The sequence below is a fragment of the Salegentibacter sp. genome (assembly GCF_036568425.1).
Taxonomy (GTDB): Bacteria; Bacteroidota; Bacteroidia; order Flavobacteriales; family Flavobacteriaceae; genus Salegentibacter.
Genome location: NZ_DATCSO010000083.1, coordinates 1 through 18003, shown reverse-complemented (window position 1 = coordinate 18003; position 18003 = coordinate 1). Strand labels below are relative to the sequence as shown.

General features: G+C 39.4%; 15 protein-coding genes and 1 pseudogene. 13 read left to right on the top strand and 3 right to left on the bottom strand.

The window, feature by feature from the left end:
* Positions 1-1727: class I tRNA ligase family protein (locus tag VIM94_RS08445; protein WP_332038859.1), on the bottom strand; the 1727-nt coding region annotated here is incomplete at its 3' end.
* Positions 1728-1929: 202 nt separating this feature from the next.
* Here VIM94_RS08445 and VIM94_RS08440 point away from each other — a divergent pair.
* From VIM94_RS08440 to VIM94_RS08420, 5 genes are all read left to right on the top strand, one after another.
* A complete protein-coding gene (locus tag VIM94_RS08440; RefSeq protein ID WP_332038858.1) occupies positions 1930-2151 on the top strand; it encodes a hypothetical protein in 222 nt (73 codons plus the stop codon).
* Positions 2152-2662: 511 nt separating this feature from the next.
* Entirely contained in the window at positions 2663-4072 is a 1410-nt protein-coding gene (locus VIM94_RS08435) for a glycogen synthase (protein ID WP_332038857.1), read from the top strand.
* Between the two features lie 2 nt (positions 4073-4074).
* Positions 4075-5343, top strand: a complete 1269-nt coding sequence (locus tag VIM94_RS08430) for a glucose-1-phosphate adenylyltransferase (protein WP_332038856.1) — start codon at positions 4075-4077, stop codon at positions 5341-5343.
* 1 nt (position 5344) lies between these two features.
* The gene (gene glgB / locus VIM94_RS08425) at positions 5345-7258 is read left to right on the top strand and encodes a 1,4-alpha-glucan branching protein GlgB (RefSeq protein WP_332038855.1); all 1914 of its coding nucleotides are present in this window, start codon (positions 5345-5347) and stop codon (positions 7256-7258) included.
* Positions 7259-7401: 143 nt separating this feature from the next.
* Complete coding sequence (locus tag VIM94_RS08420) at positions 7402-9816, top strand: glycoside hydrolase family 31 protein (RefSeq protein ID WP_332038854.1); 2415 nt, start codon at positions 7402-7404, stop codon at positions 9814-9816.
* Here the strand turns inward: VIM94_RS08420 and VIM94_RS08415 are convergent.
* Positions 9813-10739, bottom strand: a complete 927-nt coding sequence (locus VIM94_RS08415; protein WP_332038853.1) for a 2-dehydropantoate 2-reductase — start codon at positions 10737-10739, stop codon at positions 9813-9815. The genes VIM94_RS08420 and VIM94_RS08415 overlap by 4 nt on opposite strands.
* 169 nt (positions 10740-10908) lie before the next feature.
* Between VIM94_RS08415 and VIM94_RS08410 the strand changes: the two genes are divergently transcribed.
* The 8 genes and pseudogenes from VIM94_RS08410 (at position 10909) to VIM94_RS08375 (ending at position 17063) form a co-directional block, all read left to right on the top strand.
* Positions 10909-11787: a cell division protein FtsX gene (locus VIM94_RS08410; protein ID WP_332038852.1), complete on the top strand. Its 879-nt coding sequence runs from the start codon at positions 10909-10911 to the stop codon at positions 11785-11787.
* Positions 11788-11828: 41 nt separating this feature from the next.
* Positions 11829-12118 (top strand): annotated as a pseudogene (locus VIM94_RS13155) (cell division protein FtsX); the annotation flags it as partial.
* A gap of 286 nt (positions 12119-12404) precedes the next feature.
* On the top strand, positions 12405-12980 hold the full coding sequence (locus VIM94_RS08400) for a YceI family protein (RefSeq protein WP_332038850.1): 576 nt from the start codon (positions 12405-12407) through the stop codon (positions 12978-12980).
* Between the two features lie 25 nt (positions 12981-13005).
* A complete protein-coding gene (locus tag VIM94_RS08395) occupies positions 13006-14268 on the top strand; it encodes a hypothetical protein (protein ID WP_332038849.1) in 1263 nt (420 codons plus the stop codon).
* 131 nt (positions 14269-14399) lie between these two features.
* Positions 14400-14978, top strand: a complete 579-nt coding sequence (locus VIM94_RS08390; protein ID WP_332038848.1) for a YceI family protein — start codon at positions 14400-14402, stop codon at positions 14976-14978.
* 4 nt (positions 14979-14982) lie between these two features.
* Positions 14983-16260, top strand: coding sequence for an acetyl-CoA hydrolase/transferase family protein (locus VIM94_RS08385; protein WP_332038847.1), 1278 nt, complete (start codon positions 14983-14985; stop codon positions 16258-16260).
* A 134-nt stretch (positions 16261-16394) separates the two neighbouring features.
* Positions 16395-16676 carry a hypothetical protein gene (locus VIM94_RS08380; RefSeq protein WP_332038846.1) on the top strand — a complete coding sequence of 94 codons (282 nt, stop codon included), beginning with the start codon at positions 16395-16397 and terminating at the stop codon, positions 16674-16676.
* 3 nt (positions 16677-16679) lie between these two features.
* Complete coding sequence (locus VIM94_RS08375) at positions 16680-17063, top strand: group III truncated hemoglobin (RefSeq protein ID WP_332038845.1); 384 nt, start codon at positions 16680-16682, stop codon at positions 17061-17063.
* Between the two features lie 93 nt (positions 17064-17156).
* Here the strand turns inward: VIM94_RS08375 and VIM94_RS08370 are convergent, their stop codons facing one another.
* Positions 17157-17918, bottom strand: a complete 762-nt coding sequence (locus VIM94_RS08370) for a universal stress protein (RefSeq protein ID WP_332038844.1) — start codon at positions 17916-17918, stop codon at positions 17157-17159.
* Positions 17919-18003 lie beyond the last annotated feature (85 nt).

Below are 18003 nucleotides of genomic sequence, written 5' to 3'. Positions count from 1 at the left end.
GCCCAACCGGGCATGGTATTCAGTTCTAGTGGAAATACCGTTTCATCGTCAATTTTCTCGTTACTCACTACCTCATTGGATTTGGTATCCCAGGCCCAGGTAGTCGCATTTCCTAATGGCGGTTCCCCGGTTTCGGTAGGCAGGTATTTTTCAACTTCCGGAAGACGCAATGGCAAGTGTGCAGCATCTATCATTTGCGGCATTCCGTTCACATAATAAACCGGGAAGGGTTCTCCCCAGTAACGCTGACGGCTAAATACCGCATCGCGTAATCTATAATTGGTTTTTCCATACCCGTGGCCGGTTTTTTCCAATTCTAAAATCACTTTTTGAAGCGCCTCCTTATATTCTAGTCCGCTAAGGAAATCTGAATTTGCGATCACCGTTCCTTCTTTTCCTGAAAAGGCTTCCTGGGAAATATCTACGTTTTTAAAAATATTAGGAATAGGAATTTCAAAATGCCTGGCGAAATCGTAATCCCGCTGGTCGCCACAAGGCACTGCCATCACAGCTCCGGTACCGTAACCGGCAAGCACGTAATCGCCAATCCAGATTGGGATAGGTTCTTTAGTGAAAGGATGTTCGGCATAAGCCCCGGTAAAAACCCCGGTTATGCTTTTCACATCTGCCATACGCTCCCGCTCGCTTCGTTTTGCACTGGCAGCGACATAAGCTTCAACTTCTTCTTTTTGTTGCGGCGTAGTAATCTTTTTAACCAAATCGTGCTCTGGTGCCAGAGTCATAAAACTTACACCGAAGATAGTATCAGGTCGGGTCGTAAAAACAGAGATTCTTTTTTGATGTTCAGAGAGGCTACCGTCATCCTTAACTTGTTTAAGGGTCTCACCATATAAATTGAAATGCACCATTGCCCCAACCGATTTCCCAATCCAGTTACGCTGACTTTCCTTTAAACTCTCGGTCCAGTCCAGTTGATCCAGACCTTGCAACAAACGCTCTGAAAATGCAGAAATCCGCATACTCCATTGGGTCATTTTTTTGCGAACTACGGGATAGCCACCGCGTTCAGAAACGCCGTTCACAATCTCGTCGTTAGCTAAAACGGTTCCCAGTTGCGGGCACCAGTTTACTTCGGTTTCAGCGAGATAAGTGAGTCTGTATTTAAGTAATACTCTTTGTTTTTCTTCAGAAGAAAAATTATTCCAGTCCTCTGCTGAAAAATCTTCAATATCATCATCACAAGCGGCTGTTATCCGGGAATTTCCTTCCGAGGCAAAAATTTCCTCTAATTCAGAAATTGCCCTGGACTTTTCAGCTTCCATATCATACCAGCTCTCAAAAAGTTGGATAAAGATCCACTGGGTCCATTTATAATATTCTGGATCGCTGGTGCGTACTTCCCTGCTCCAATCGAATGAAAAACCAATTTTATCCAGTTGCTCCCGGTATCTCTTAATATTCTTTGCGGTAGTAAGCGCCGGATGCTGCCCGGTTTGAATCGCATATTGTTCGGCAGGCAATCCAAAACTATCGTATCCCTGCGGATGCAACACATTAAATCCCGAGTGACGTTTATAACGCGCATAAATATCACTGGCGATATACCCAAGAGGATGCCCTACGTGAAGTCCGGCGCCCGAAGGGTATGGGAACATATCCAGCACGTAATATTTAGGTTTATCTGATGAATTGCTGGCGCGAAAAGTTTGATTTTCGGCCCAGTATTTTTGCCATTTGGCTTCAATTTCGTTAAAGTTGTAACTCATTGTAATTTTTTCTTACCTGCAGGTTAAACGCAAAGCGACTCCACATTAATGCCTGCAAATTTACAATTTTAAACCACTTATGGGAATTTAGGAAGAAGGGATTAAGAGATAAGTTTCTGCCGGATAATTCCTTTTAAAATATTCGTTTCCAAATTAAATAGCACGAATTTTTTATCTTAATTAACTTCTAAAAAATGCTTAAATGAATATCCAGGAAGAAAAAATAAGCCTTGCTCAACTACTAATGGAGACTAATGATCCTGAAATTATTAATTCCATTCGTAAGATTTTGGGCGAAAAAGAACCAACAGATTTCTGGGATAAGCTTTCTCCAGAAGAAAAAGCTGAGATCGAAGCGGCTGATAACGAAATAGCCCGGGAAAAGACAACTTCTTATGAAAAATTCATTAAAAACCACATATAATGTCCCGAAAGGTAGTTATCACCAAAACTGCTGAGAAGAAGCTTAATTAGCTGTTAGATATTTAAGTGAAAACTGGTCTGAAAAAATAAAAAAGGAAATTATTAAAAAATTAGACCATAATCCTGAGATCATAAAAAACTATCCGGAAATATTTCCTGGATCCACTGGGAAACCTGGGTTACACCGTGCTGTTATCACAAAACAAATTATCATATTTTACCGGTTTAACTCCTCTGAAATTAAGAGAGTCACATTGTTCTATACCCGGCAACATCCCAATAAGTTATTTAAAGATTTGTAGAGGCAGGCTTATTCTTTCTAATTCAGTTTCTATATCTATAGAAATCAAAAGAGATTTAAGACTTCCTTAATGTAGCTTATCCTATTAATTCAGTAGATTTATAGGGAAATGCTGATAACAAGGTTTATTATTTTGAATTTTTACAAAACAACAACCTTTTAGTCATCAAAAAAAACCTGACTAACTCGATAATCTTTCAAAGATTTTAATATGAACGTGATTCACGTAAGTGCTGAATGTTACCCAATCGCAAAGGTTGGAGGCCTGGGCGATGTTGTAGGCTCTTTGCCAAAATATCAACAAAAGGTGGGAGCCAGCGCCAGAGTGGTGATGCCCTTATATGACAACAAATTCACGGCTGCTCACAAATTTAAAAGTGTTTACGAAGCTGAATTGGTTTTAGGAGAAGACACTTATCCTTATAAAATCCTCAAATTAAAAAAAGAGGTCTTAGATAAAGAAGTCTTCTTTGTAGATATCCCGGAGCTTCTATTTAAAGATTTTGTGTATTCTGAAGATGATACTGCTCGCTTTACGGCATTTCAGATCGCCACCATGGATTGGTTACTCACTTTAGAAGGAAAACCATCTATAATTCATTGTCACGATCACCACACCGGCTTAATCCCGTTTATGGCGCAGGAGTGTTTTAAGTATAAATCACTTAACCATATTCCGGTTGTCCTGACTATCCATAACGCGCAATACCAGGGATGGTTTTCGCATGATAAAGTGCATTATCTCCCGGCTTTTGACATTAACCATATTGGTTTGCTCGATTGGGATGGCGTGATAAATCCCTTAGCTGCCGGAATTAAATGTGCCTGGAGTGTTACCACTGTTTCCCCGAGTTATATGCAGGAATTACAGCAAGCTGCAAACGGTCTGGAAACTTTACTAAGCCATGAAAAACAAAAATGCACTGGAATTCTAAATGGAATAGATTCAGCAGTATGGGATCCGGAAACCGATGAATTCATCATAAAAAATTATTCAGCAAAGAATATTCAAACTGGAAAAACGGCTAACAAAAAATGGCTCTGCAAAGAATTCGGTTTTAAAACCACCAAACCCCTTTTCGCATTCATAGGAAGATTGGTTTACGAAAAAGGAGCCGATCTTCTGCCGGAAGCTTTGGACCTGGCCCTCGCTAATAAAGATTGCAGCATCCTGATCTTAGGTTCAGGCAATAAGGAAGTTGAAGGGAAATTAGAGGCTTTAAAGAAGAAACATAAAAGCAACTACAATACCTTTATTGGTTACGATGAAAAACTTTCGCACCTCATTTACGCAGGTGCCGACTTTCTTTTAATGCCATCCCGTGTAGAACCCTGCGGTCTTAACCAATTGTATTCCCTGCGCTACGGAACCATTCCCGTGGTTAGAAGTATAGGCGGATTAAAGGACACCGTAATAGATGTTCAGGATGGAGGATTCGGCTTTTGCCATGAGGATGCTTCAGTAAAGGAAATCACCCACACCATAAGCAGGGCTGTAAAATTTTTCAAGGATCAATCTGAATTTAAAAGAACCAGAAAACATATTATGGGCATTGATCATTCCTGGAATGTTTCGGCCCAACAGTATATCGATTTGTATAACTCACTAAAAAGCGTCTAATTATGTTAAACGACAAAGTATTATCAGTTATTCTCGGGGGCGGTCAAGGCACCAGGCTCCATCCTTTAACAGAAAGCAGGTCTAAACCGGCAGTTCCTATCGCCGGAAAATACAGACTGGTAGATATCCCAATCTCCAACTGTATTAATTCAAACCTCAAAAGAATGTTCGTATTAACGCAATTTAATTCCGCTTCATTGAATCAACATATTAAAAACACTTATCATTTCAGCTTTTTTAGTTCGGCTTTTGTAGATGTTTTAGCCGCAGAACAGACTCCACATAACAAGACCTGGTATCAGGGAACTGCAGATGCGGTAAGGCAGGGAATGCACCATTTTAAAAAATACAAATTCGATTATTTCCTTATCCTTTCCGGGGATCAATTATATCATATGGATTACAATAAAATGATTCAGCAACATATCGATACCGGTGCCGATATTACCATTGGTACCGTACCTGTAAATGCGAAGGAGGCACCCAGCTTTGGAATTATGAAAACCGATAAGGATAATAACATTACTTCATTTATAGAAAAACCAAAATCTGAACTTCTACCAGACTGGACCTCGCCTACCGGTCCCGAAATGGAAGCCGAAGGCAGAAATTACCTGGGCTCTATGGGTATTTATGTTTTTAATCGTGAGCTGTTATTTAAACTCATGGACGATCCCAACACCGTAGACTTTGGGAAAGAAATCATTCCTCAGGCAATAGGTAACAAAAAAGTTTGCGGTTACCAGTTTGAAGGTTACTGGACCGATATTGGAAATATAGAATCGTTCTTTGAAGCAAATATTGGCCTTACAGAAGACATCCCAAAGTTCAATCTATACGACATGGCAAACAGGGTATACACCCACGCAAGGATTCTTCCCACTTCAAAATATACCAACACCAAACTCAAAAAAGCCGTAATTGCGGAAGGTTGCATTATTCACGCCGATAGGATTGAATCTTCGGTAATTGGGGTAAGGTCTAGAATTGGGAAGGGCTCAGTTATAAAGAACAGTTATATGATGGGAACAGATTTTTATGAGTCTTTAGAGGAAATTGAACAAAAAAACATAGAAATCCTGACCGGGATTGGTGAGAATTGTAATATCAAAAATGCCATTATCGATAAAAATTGCAGAATAGGGGATAACACCAGAATTAATGGCGGCAGCCATCTGGAAGATGCAGAAACCGATGAGTATGTAATAAAAGATGGCATTGTAGTGCTTAAAAAAGAGGCGGTTCTCCCGCCCGGAACAACAATAGGATAATATGGCAGAAGTAATAACGCACAGTTTATTTTCGGAGTTTGATATTAACCTGTTTAAAGCGGGAAAACATTTTAGGCTTTATGAGAAGTTTGGCTCCCATCCACTCACTTTAAACAAGGTTAAAGGAACCTATTTTTCAGTTTGGGCTCCGGGTGCTAAGCAGGTTTCAGTAATTGGTGATTTTAATTCCTGGAACGACGGCGAGCACCAACTAAACGTGCGTTGGGACGACAGCGGGATATGGGAAGGTTTTATCCCAAATGTTGAGAAAGGGAATTTATATAAGTATAAAATTCACAGTCATCATAACGGGATTATCACCGAAAAAGCCGATCCTTATGCCCGGCGCAGCGAACATCCGCCAAATACGGCTTCAGTAGTTTGGAAAGATGATTATAAATGGAAAGATAAATCCTGGCTAAAAGATCGGAAGAAACATAATTCATTAAATGCTCCTTACTCCGTTTACGAAGTGCATTTATCTTCCTGGAAGAAGAAAACCGAAGAAAACAGGTCGCTATCTTACCGGGAATTAGCTACAGACCTGGTTTCCTATGTGAAAGAAATGGGCTTTACTCACGTTGAGCTTATGCCTATTATGGAATATCCCTACGACCCGAGTTGGGGCTATCAAATTACCGGATATTTCGCACCAAGCTCGCGATTTGGTTATCCTGATGATTTTAAATTTCTGGTAGACAAACTTCACGAAAATGATATTGGAATCATCTTAGACTGGGTACCCTCACATTTCCCGGAAGACCCTCATGGGCTTGGTTATTTTGATGGAACCCATCTCTATGAACATCCCGATCCAAAAAGAGGTTATCATCCCGATTGGAAAAGTTTGATCTTCAATTACAGCCGAAACGAGGTAAGAGCATTTTTGATCAGCAATGCCTTATATTGGTTAGAACAGTTTCATATTGACGGAATACGGGTGGATGCCGTAGCTTCTATTCTCTACCTGGATTATTCCCGGGAAGCAGGCGAATGGGAACCAAACGAGTTCGGGGGAAATAAAAACCTGGAGGCGATTTCATTTTTGGAAGAACTCAACAAAGAGGTATACGCTTCTTTTCCCGATGTACAAACCATTGCAGAGGAATCTACGGCTTACAGCGGAGTTTCAAAACCCGTGTTTTTAGGCGGACTAGGTTTTGGGATGAAATGGATGATGGGCTGGATGCACGATACGCTTCAGTATTTCGCCAAAGAGCCTATTTACCGAAAACATCATCAAAATAACATCACTTTTTCACTTACCTATGCTTTTACCGAAAATTTTATGCTGCCGCTATCCCATGATGAAGTGGTATACGGTAAACATTCTATTTTAGGTAGAATGCCCGGAGACGAGTGGCAACGCTTTGCCAATCTTCGTTTACTATATGCTTATATGTTTATGCACCCCGGGACCAAATTGCTTTTTCAGGGTTGTGAATTTGGACAAAGGGAAGAGTGGGATTTTGAAAAAAGTTTGGACTGGCATCTATTGGAATATGAATCCCATAAAGGAGTTCAGGAATTGATAAAGGCTTTAAATAAGTTCTACAAATCAGAACCGGCATTGTATGAAAAACAATTTGTGCCCGAAGGTTTTGAATGGATCGATTACAGCGATGCCGAGAATTCGGTAATAACATTTATCAGAAAAGGAAATCAGCCAAAGGATAATTTAATCATTGTATGTAACCTAACCCCTATTCCTAGAGAAAATTACCGAATTGGACTACCAGAATCGGGAGAAATCAAAGAGGTTTTTAACAGCGACAACAAGAAATTTTCCGGAACAGGAGATTATAGGAACACTGCTAAAACTACCATTGCAAAGACCTGGCATTCCAGGAAATATTCAGCAATAATAGATATTCCGCCTTTGGCGATGCTGGCTTTCAAGTATTCAAACCTGTAAAAACCAATAGAATGATAGCGGTTATAAATAGGCTTGAAAGTCTAATATGGTTATAGTTAATAAATGCTTATAAATATTTTGTGAACCACAACTTATATATGAGAACTATTCAGTTCTTTTACCGCCCAGTAATTTTATAAATTATGATCACAAATACCGAATTAGAACAAAAAGGAAATGCATTTCCTTCCAGGATAATTTCATTTAGAAAAGATGTTGACAGGCTTTATTTTGCTACAGAAAACGATGTGGCATTGCAAATTACGATACTCCGCGATGGCCTGCTGCGTTTTAGATATTCTACTACCGGTAGGTTTGCCAAAGATTTTTCATATGCGATCACTAAGCACGCGAGCATTGGTTACAACAAACTCGATATTGAAGAAAGAGCAGATTGCTACAGGATCACCACTACTAAGATTATCTGTGAAGTCTCCAAAAAGGGTTTAAAAATAAAGATTTATGATCGTGAAGACGGAACATTGATCAACGAGGATGAACTTGGTTTTCATTGGGAAGACAGTTATGAGTTTGGTGGCGACATCGTAAAAATGAGCAAGGTTTCACACGATGGGGAGAGCTATTTTGGCCTGGGCGATAAGCCGGGACATTTAAACCTTAAAGGCAAACGCTTTGAAAACTGGGTAACCGATTCTTACGCCTACGGAAAAGACACCGATCCTATTTATAAAACCATTCCTTTCTACACCGGTCTTCATAACAAAAAGGCTTATGGAATTTTCTTCGACAACACCTTTAGATCGTATTTCGATTTTGCTCAGGAACGGCGTTTTGTAACCAGTTTTTGGGCACAGGGTGGCGAGATGAACTATTATTTTATCTACGGCCCTAAAATGACCGATGTCGTGGAATACTACACCGATCTTACCGGAAAACCAGATCTACCACCACTTTGGGCTTTAGGATTTCACCAGTGTAAATGGAGTTATTATCCTGAAAGTAAGGTTAAAGCAATAACTTCTAAGTTTAGGGAATTGCAAATTCCTTGTGATGCAATTTATTTGGATATTGATTATATGGAAGGTTTCAGATGTTTCACCTGGAACAAAGAATATTTCCCAGATCCAAAACGAATGGTAAAGGAACTTGAAGATGATGGCTTTAAGACCGTTGCTATTATTGATCCGGGGATCAAAATTGATAAAAATTACTGGGTCTATAAAGAAGGTCTGGAAAAGGATTATTTCTGTAAACGTGCAGATGGCCCCTATATAAAGGGAAAAGTTTGGCCCGGCGAATGTTATTTCCCCGATTTCACTAATCCCCAAGTAAGAGAATGGTGGTCTGGTTTATTCAAAGAATTAATTGAAGATATTGGGGTGAAAGGTATCTGGAATGATATGAACGAACCCGCAGTGATGGAAGTTCCGAATAAGACTTTCCCTCACGATGTAAGACATGATTATGACGGGAATCCTTGCAGTCATAGAAAGGCTCACAATATTTATGGGATGCAAATGGCAAGGGCAACCTACCATGGTGTAAAAAAATTCTCCCATCCAAAGAGGCCTTTTGTAATTACCAGAGCAGCATATTCAGGAACCCAGCGTTACACCTCTACCTGGACCGGAGACAATGTTGCAAATTGGGAGCATCTTTGGATTGCTAACGTGCAGGTGCAGCGCCTGGCAATGTCTGGCTTTTCTTTCGCCGGTAGTGATATTGGTGGATTTGCAGAACAACCCCACGGCGAACTCTATGCAAGGTGGATCCAGTTAGCCACTTTTCATCCTTTCTTTAGGGTGCATTCTTCCGGGGATCATGGCGATCAGGAACCCTGGACTTTTGATGAAGATATTACAGATATCGTGCGTAAATTCATTGAATTACGCTACCAGCTATTACCATACCTATACACAGCATTCTGGGATTATACCGAAAGAGGCGTGCCACTAATCAAATCCCTGGTAATGTTTGACCAGGAAGATGTAAGCACGCATTACAGAATAGACGAATTTATTTTTGGCGATAGTATTCTCGCCTGCCCGGTTTTAGAGCCTAATGCCAGAGGAAGGCGTATGTATGTGCCTCACGGAAAGTGGTATAATTACTGGACCGATGAATTGGTGACCGGCGGGAAAGAAATGTGGGTAGATGCCGAAATTGATAGCATGCCGGTTTTTATTAAAGAAGGTGCTATTATCCCAAAATACCCGGTGCAGCAATTTGTAGGAGAAAAGAAGATAGAGGAAGTTATTCTGGATATTTATTATAAAGAGGGGAAAGAGGATTCACAGTTTTTTGAAGACGCCCAGGATGGTTACGATTATACCAAAGGACGTTTTTGTCTGAGAAGTTTTAAACTTACCGGCAGAGAAAACCAATTAATTATCCAGCAGCATAAAGAAGGGTCGTATGACGGAGATAGTAAAAAATTCAAACTCCAAATTCACGGCTTACCGTTTGAAATTAAAACCATTCAATTAGATAACGAAACTAAGTCTTTAGAGCACTTACATATCAACGGTTGTCTCACGATGATTATAGATGAAAACTTTTCAATGATAGAACTTAGCGGAGAAAACGGGAATAATTAATTATTTCTCGCCTCCTTTTCCATAGGCAGCAAACACTCGTAGATCATTTTATTTACGGGTGTTGAAATATTTAACTTTTTGGCTTCTTTTACGACATATCCGTTGAAATTTTCCAGTTCTGAAGGACGTCCGGCCATTATATCGCGTTGCGTAGATGCGGTAGTTCCTGCAGGTTGATTTTTGATAATTTCAAAGGCTTTTTCCAAATGTTCCTCCGCTAATAAAATTCCCTTCGCATTAGCTACGGCTTTTATTTCCTGCGCAGTTTTTTGTATAAGTTCATATAAATATTCGCTTTCCCTTATTTTATCTATAGAAACACGTGTTAATCCGCCGAGACCACTGATAGTGGTGATAAATAAAAACTTTTTCCATATTTCCAGCTGGATATTTTCAGGATTAAAATTGGTGATTTCAGCTTTGTCAAACACCGATTTTAATTGCTGAATTCTGTCTGAATTTGAATTGTCAATTTCTCCAAAAGTGATACGTGGATCAAAAGAAGCATGCTTTATTTTTCCAGGCTTTTCTACAAAACTAACAATATGACAAAGTCCAGCCAGTACATTTTTCGCAGGAAGAATCTCCAGCAGTTTTTCTACATTATTGGCTCCATTTTGTAGAGGTAAAACCATCGTTTCAGCAGAAATTATGGGCTTTAACTTATTTGCTACCTCCTGGATTTGCCAGGATTTAACCCCCAGAAGCACCAAATCTGGAATTGAAACTTCAGCTAATTTATCGGTAGCGAGTTTGGGGCGCACCGTAAAGTTACCATTGATACTTTCAACCTCGAGTCCGTTTTCCTTAATTGCTTCCAGGTGTTTCCCACGGGCGATCATGGTGACATCAAAACCGGCATTGGCGAGTTTCCCCCCAAAGTAGCCTCCCACTCCCCCAATTCCGAAGATTAAAATTTTCATATTAGAGTCTTTTCTTTATAAAAGTAAAATTAACAGATGAATCGACCTAAAGTTTCCTGGTTTCCGGGTGAATAATTTTATTCCCAGCTAATTTTTCCAAACTTTAAACGTTTTAAAGAAATTGAACGCTTAACTTTTTTATTTTTACAAAAAATACCCAGGTCGTCTTATGAGCACATCTTTTGAAAAGTACCAGAAACGCAGGTTGATTTCTTCTTATTTTTCAGTTGTTATAAGTATCGCTTTGGTACTTTTTTTATTAGGAATTTTAGGTTTACTGGTCCTGAACACCAAAAAAGTTGCCGATCACTTTAAAGAACAGATCGCGCTTACTGTTTATTTCAAAGATTCGGCTAAGGAGGTCGAAATGGAGGAGCTCAAAAAGAGCCTTGCCATGGCAGATTACACCAAATCAACCACATTTGTTTCCAAAGAAGAAGCCGCTGAGGCCCACAGCAAGGAAATTGGTGAAGATTTTATGGAATTTCTGGGTTATAATCCCTTGCAGAATTCTATAGATGTATATATGAACGCCGATTATGTTTCCGCAGAACAAGTAGATGAGATAGCTGCAGAACTCACTGAAAAAAGCTTTGTAGACGAAGTAACCTATGACAAACCACTTATCTCTTTATTAAACGATAACGTAAAGAAAATTAGTTTCTGGATACTTGTCGCCAGCGGGATTTTCACTTTTATAGCCGTATTGCTTATTAACAGTTCTATTAGACTCTCGGTTTATTCCAAAAGATTTATCATAAAAACCATGCAAATGGTGGGTGCTACCAAAGGTTTTATAAGACGTCCTTTTATATGGCAAAGCGTAAAGTTAGGGATTATTGGAGCTATTCTGGCCTTAATAGGAATGGCCGCCTTTCTCTACTATCTTGATAACAGTTTCCCTGAGCTCGATTTGACAGGAGATATTAAAATACTTGCTGCATTATTTATCGGGGTTTTCTTGACCGGGATTCTTATTACCTGGCTTAGCACTTTCTTTGCTACCTCCCGCTTCCTGAATTTAAAGACAGACGAGCTTTATTATTAAAATTCAGCTCCAATAGACTCTCGCTTTATAAGCGACTTATCATAAAAACCATGCAAATAGTGGGTGCTACCAAAGGTTTTATAAGACGTCCTTTTATAAGGCAAAGCGTAAAATTAGGGATTATTGAAGCTTTTCTGGCCTTAATAGGAATGGCCGCCTTTCTCTACTATCTTGATAACAGTTTCCCTGAGCTCGATTTGACAGAGGTATTAAAATACTTGCCGCATTATTAATCGGGGTTTTCTTAACCGGGATTCTTATTATCTGGTTAAGCACTTTTTTTGCCACTTCCCGCTTCCTGAATTTAAAGACAGATAAACTTTATTATTAAGAAAGAGGCTCTGAATCCCTCATTTCCAGGTATACAAATTATAATTTAAATGTAATGATACCTTTGTTACACACTTTTTGATTAAAAAAATCGCTGTAAATTACTGAATATTAATGTTTTAGACCGCAATCTTATCAAGATTTCTGCCCTTTAGTGGTTTTGTATGCCCTCAAAAAATTCCTATTTTCGCCAAAATTGGCATTCAAATCGAATAAAATCTGACTGCCGTCATAAATTCGGTAGGATTTCTACCGCAACTTTGTATCAAACTTAAAAACCTAATGTCATGAGAAGTTCATTATCAATCGCACTGGTACTATTTTTATTTGTAGCAGGTGCGGTCCAAAGTCAAAATGTTAAACTACAATCCTCTTCCGATATTAAAGTTGAAGGAACGTCTAACATTCACGACTGGGAATTAAATGCTGAAGAAAAATCAGGGAGTGCTGTTTTAGAATCTGAAGAAGGAAAAATTATAGGTCTTCAAAGTTTAGAAGTAACCATCCCGGCTGAAGGTTTAAAAAGCGGAAAAGGTGGTATGGATAAAAATACCTATAAAGCTTTAAACACTAAAAAGCATAAAAACATAGAGTTTAAGCTGGAAGAGGTAAAAGACTTCCAGGACACCGGAAACAATCTTTATAAAGTAAAAGGGATTGGAACATTAAAGATCGCTGGGACCTCTAAGCAAATCCCACTAGATTTCACAATGAAAGTTATTAATGGGAGCAGCGTTAAGATTACAGGAGAAAAAACTCTAAATATGACCGACTACAAAGTAGATCCTCCTACTGCTATGTTCGGAACTATTACCACCGGGGAGGAAGTAACTATTAAATTCACTACAAATTTTTCTAAATAATCAATCCAATTAAACAATTTAAACAATGAAAAACTTAATTAAGTATTCAGGAATCGCGCTTTTAATGGCGATGGGCTTTCAGGCTCAGGCTCAAGAAGTAGAGGTAGAAGAACAAAACAAAAGTATATGGGACAGAGATCTTCCTAACTTCAGAGACCCAGACCAACGCGGTATCAACGATTTTGAAGCCCCTAAAGACACTGAGACTTATTTTGACGGGGTACAGGTAAGAGTTGGTGGAGCTTCCACAATACAATTACAAGGACTACGTCAGGAAAATTCTTCAGGGGAGGAGGACGATCTTACTGAACTTGGAACTAATTTCAACCTTGCTACCGCCAACCTTGATCTTGATGTTCTTTTAGCTCCGGGTATGAGAATGCACTTGAGAACTTATCTTTCTTCTCAACACCACGCAGAAGCATGGGTAAAAGGTGGATATATTCAAATCGACGGTCTTGAGTGGATCAGCGAAGACCTGGCCGGTGTGATGGACAACTGGAGAATTAAGATCGGGCACATGGAGAACAACTATGGTGACGCTCACTTCAGAAGATCTGACAACGCGATGGCTCTTTACAACCCATTCGTTGGTAACTACCTTATGGATAGCTTTACTACTGAAGTTGGTGCAGAAGTTTACTATATGAACGGACCTTGGTTAGCAATGGCAGGTTTTACTAACAGTACAATTAACCAAAGCTCCATAAAAAGCGATAGAGATCCTTCTTACCTTGCCAAATTTGGTTATGACAAGCAAATAAGTGAAGATTTCAGATTTAGATTAACAGGATCTGTATTTCACTCAGGATTCAGACCTATAGGTTCAAGGGGAGCTACACAATACCTTTACAGCGGTGACCGTGCAGGATCAAGATACTACAATGTAATAGAGGGTAATTATAGAGGTGGAAGAATTAACCCTGCCCAAGGAGAAGAACTTACTTCTTTCATGATCAACCCTTTCGTGAAGTTCGGTGGGCTTGAGTTCTTTGGAATCTATGAAAATGCATCAACTGAAAATGATGATTGGAATCAATTTGCAGGTGAGCTTATCTACCGCTTTGGTCAGGATGAAGACTTCTACGTAGGTACTCGCTACAATACTGCAAGCAATGATGATGTTTCTGTTAACCGTTTCAACGTAGGTGGTGGATGGTTCCTAACCAAAAACGTTATGGCAAAAGTTGAATACGTAAACCAGCAGTATAACGACTATCCTGCCGGAACAGTTTACGATGATGCACAATTCAACGGATTCAACCTTGAAGCAGTTATCAGTTTCTAAATTGAGATTAGCCTAAAACCCCCGGTTTATTCTAAAAACAGGATATCCCGGGGTTTTTTATATCATTTTGGCAAGGATTTCGCAGTATTTAAATAGAATTATTTTTTTTTAATCGCTCAAAAAGAAAACAAATGAAAACCTACCTACTTTTTTTAAGTCTACTAACATTAAGTGTGGCAGGTTTCGCACAAGCTAATGTGGAAACCCGTGAAATAGAAATCCTGCCAGAAAGCAGTTTAAGTATTTCCGGGAATACCAATATTAGTCAGTTTGAATGTGATTTCAACACCCTATGTTTTGATAAACAGAACATCACGGTTCATTACTCTTCTAAAGGAGATATTCTTGACTTCAGAAACAGTATTCTTCCTTTAGAAAACACTAATTTTGACTGTGGAAACAGAAGAATAAATAAAGATTTCAGGGAACTGCTAAAGACCGAGAAGCACCCGGAAATTCTCTTAAGGATCAAAGAAATAGAAATGAACGATCAGGAGAATGCCCATGTCACTTTAAATTTTGAAATTGCCGGGAAGAATAAAAATTACCGTTTTCCGGTAAAAATAACCGGGGATAATCAACTTTGTTTTGAAGGAAATCTGGCCTTAAATATCAAGGATTTCGACCTGGAAGCACCTAGCAAAATGTTTGGTTTAATCGTGATCGAAGAAGAAATAAGCATTAATTTTAAACTCAATATAAAAGCATAACAGTATGAATAACCTCAAAATCGTCTCCCCGGCAGAAGCTGTTTCTGTAGTAAAATCGGGCGACCGCGTATTCTTTCAGGGAGCTGCAATGACTCCTAACACTTTAATAGACGCTTTAAGTGAAAGACATAAAGAAATAAGTGAGGTTGAGATCTTACAGATTCATACCGAAGGCAATGCTAAATACACCCAAAAACCTTTCAGTGATTCTTTTGTCACCAACAGTTGTTTCGTAGCCGGAAATGTGCGAGAAGCGGTTAATTCTTCCATTGGCGCCTACATCCCTATTTTCTTAAGTGAAATGCATCTGCTATTCAGGAGGAATATTTTACCGCTGGACGTAGCTTTTATCCAGGTTTCTCCACCAGATAGACACGGATATTGTTCTCTTGGAGTTTCTGTAGACATAACTCTTCCTGCAATACAAACCGCAAAGAAAGTAATTGCCCAAATCAATCCACAGGTACCAAGAAGTCACGGCGACGGAAATATTCACATTAGCAATATCGATGCTGCCTGCGAGGTAGATCATCCAATATTTGCGTTGAAAATTCCAGCGCCCACCGAAATTGAAACTCAAATTGGACGCCATGTTGCAGGCCTAATTGAAGATGGAGCCACCCTGCAAATGGGAATCGGCGGAATTCCAAATGTAGTATTGAACAATCTTAAAAATCATAAGCGCCTGGGAATACACACTGAAATGCTTTCAGAAGGGGTTCTGCCACTGGTAGAATCGGGGGTTATTACCGGTGAAATGAAAGAGATAAAAACAGGAAAAATAGTAACCTGCTTTGCCCTGGGATCTCAAAAACTATATGATTTTATTGACGATAACCCAATAGTGCATTTTAAGGAAGCCGGGTACACCAATGACACTGCCATAATACGGCAAAACCCAAAGGTTACAGCTATAAATAGTGCTCTGGAGATAGATCTTTCCGGGCAGGTTTGCGCAGATACCATAGGAAAATATCAATATTCCGGGGTTGGCGGGCAAATGGATTTTATTCGTGGGGCCTCCCTTTCAGAAGGAGGAAAACCCATTATCGCCATGCCTTCAGTAACCGCCAAAGGAATTTCCAAAATTGTACCATATCTTAAAGAAGGAGCCGGTGTTACCACTACCCGGGCTCACGTACATTACATCGCCACCGAATATGGCGTAGTAGATCTTTATGGAAAAAACCTGAAACAACGCGCAAAAGCTTTAATCTCCATAGCACATCCCGATCACAGGGAATCCCTGGAGGAGGAAACCTTTTTAAGGTTCAAAAAATAAAAAATTTGTGATTTTTAGTCTAAAAGCCCGGGAAGCTTCACTTTCCGGGCTTTCTATTTTTTGCTTATGATCTCAATCATAAGCACCTGGAAGCAAGCAGGGTAAATTTACCCACTAAACTGAAATTCATTGAAATGAAGCTTTACAACAACCTGCTTGCAGATTTCGAAGAAATGCCAATGGGCTATTCCGCAATAGGCATAATAGCTTCCAGTTGCCTAGGCTCTGTAGCTGCCATGCTTATCTTAATGCAGGGACATGAATTTCTGGATATGTTAAAATTCTTCGTAGTGGTGAGCGTTTGCATGGGTTTTAATGCCATAATTCTGGCACAATTTAAACCGAAAATCATCCTTAATTCATTAATGCTTAGCTTAGCAGTCTCCAGTATTTTTCTACTAATAAACATTATTTAAGCAATGAGGGATGATATTCAAAATCGGGAAGATGTCTTTACTCTTATTTCCCAATTCTATTCTAAAGTACGGAAGAATCCTGAAATCGGATATTTTTTTAATGAAACCATCACAGATTGGGAAGAACACCTGGAGAAGCTTACAGATTTTTGGGAAAGCAACCTATTCTTTAAAGGCTTATACCGTGGAAATCCTCAGAAAACACATGTAAAAGTTGACCGGGAAAACAACAACAGGATCTCACCTGAACATTTTGGAGTTTGGCTTAACTTATGGTTTGAAACCATAGACGAACTTTTTGAAGGAGAACTGGCCAATCGTGCTAAAAATAACGCCCGAAAAATGTCTACCCATTTATACCTTAAAATCTTCCAGGCCAGAAATTAAATCAATCTAGTTAGAGCAAATAAAAAACCTGTTCTAGAAGGAACAGGTCTTTTGGGGCTAATTTCGTTTTATTCTAAAATGAATGAAACTTTTTTATCCATGAAGGATTAATATTGGCGGCCTTGAGGCCTGAGCCCCATCTACCGGAGGATGCAGTAACAACTCGTCTGAAATTTTCAGGTTCCGCGCCATAAGCACGACAAGATTTGCAGAAGATTTAGCATCTTTCCAGAATTGTCCGCCAAGTTGGGAATTTTGATCGATCGCATTAAAATTTACAGCTCTGGGGCTCAACCTGGTATTTAATTCCTGGCGAATTACACCCAGTTGATTTCCGTTTTGGTTATTCCGATTAATCTCCCACACATTGAAAACCGAAGCTGCCAACAATGGTAACTTTTTAAATACATCCAGCATATCGCCATGCAGCATTACTGAATAATCAATTGGGAAGAACAGGTTTTCCCAGGCTTTGAATTCCTGGTTTTCGGTAACGGTAAGCACAGGACATTTCACCTTTCTCAACACATTGTAGGTGTTAGTCCCAATACCTTTGATTTGATCGGAGCTTCTGCCCGACGCGCCCATAACTATAAGATCAATATCCTTTTCGGCCACAACTTTTCGCGTGGCATCAATCAAATTATCGTTTTTCAGGATTGCATGAAATTTATGGCCGTCAGCTGTAGCTTCTTTACGAAGCTTTTCGATGCAAACATCAAGGCCCTCTTTATTTGAATCTCCGGCGTGTAGAATGTAAAAATTTGAAGGGACACCGGGCAAATTCAGGGCATATTTGGCTGCATTATAAGCATGTGCAGAATAATCGGTTAAGATTACTATATTAATGGCCATGGATTTCCTTTTCTAATTTGTGGTAAAATTATAGAGAAAGTCCGCAGCCAAATATGACGGCAGTCAGCTATACCAAAAAAAGCTA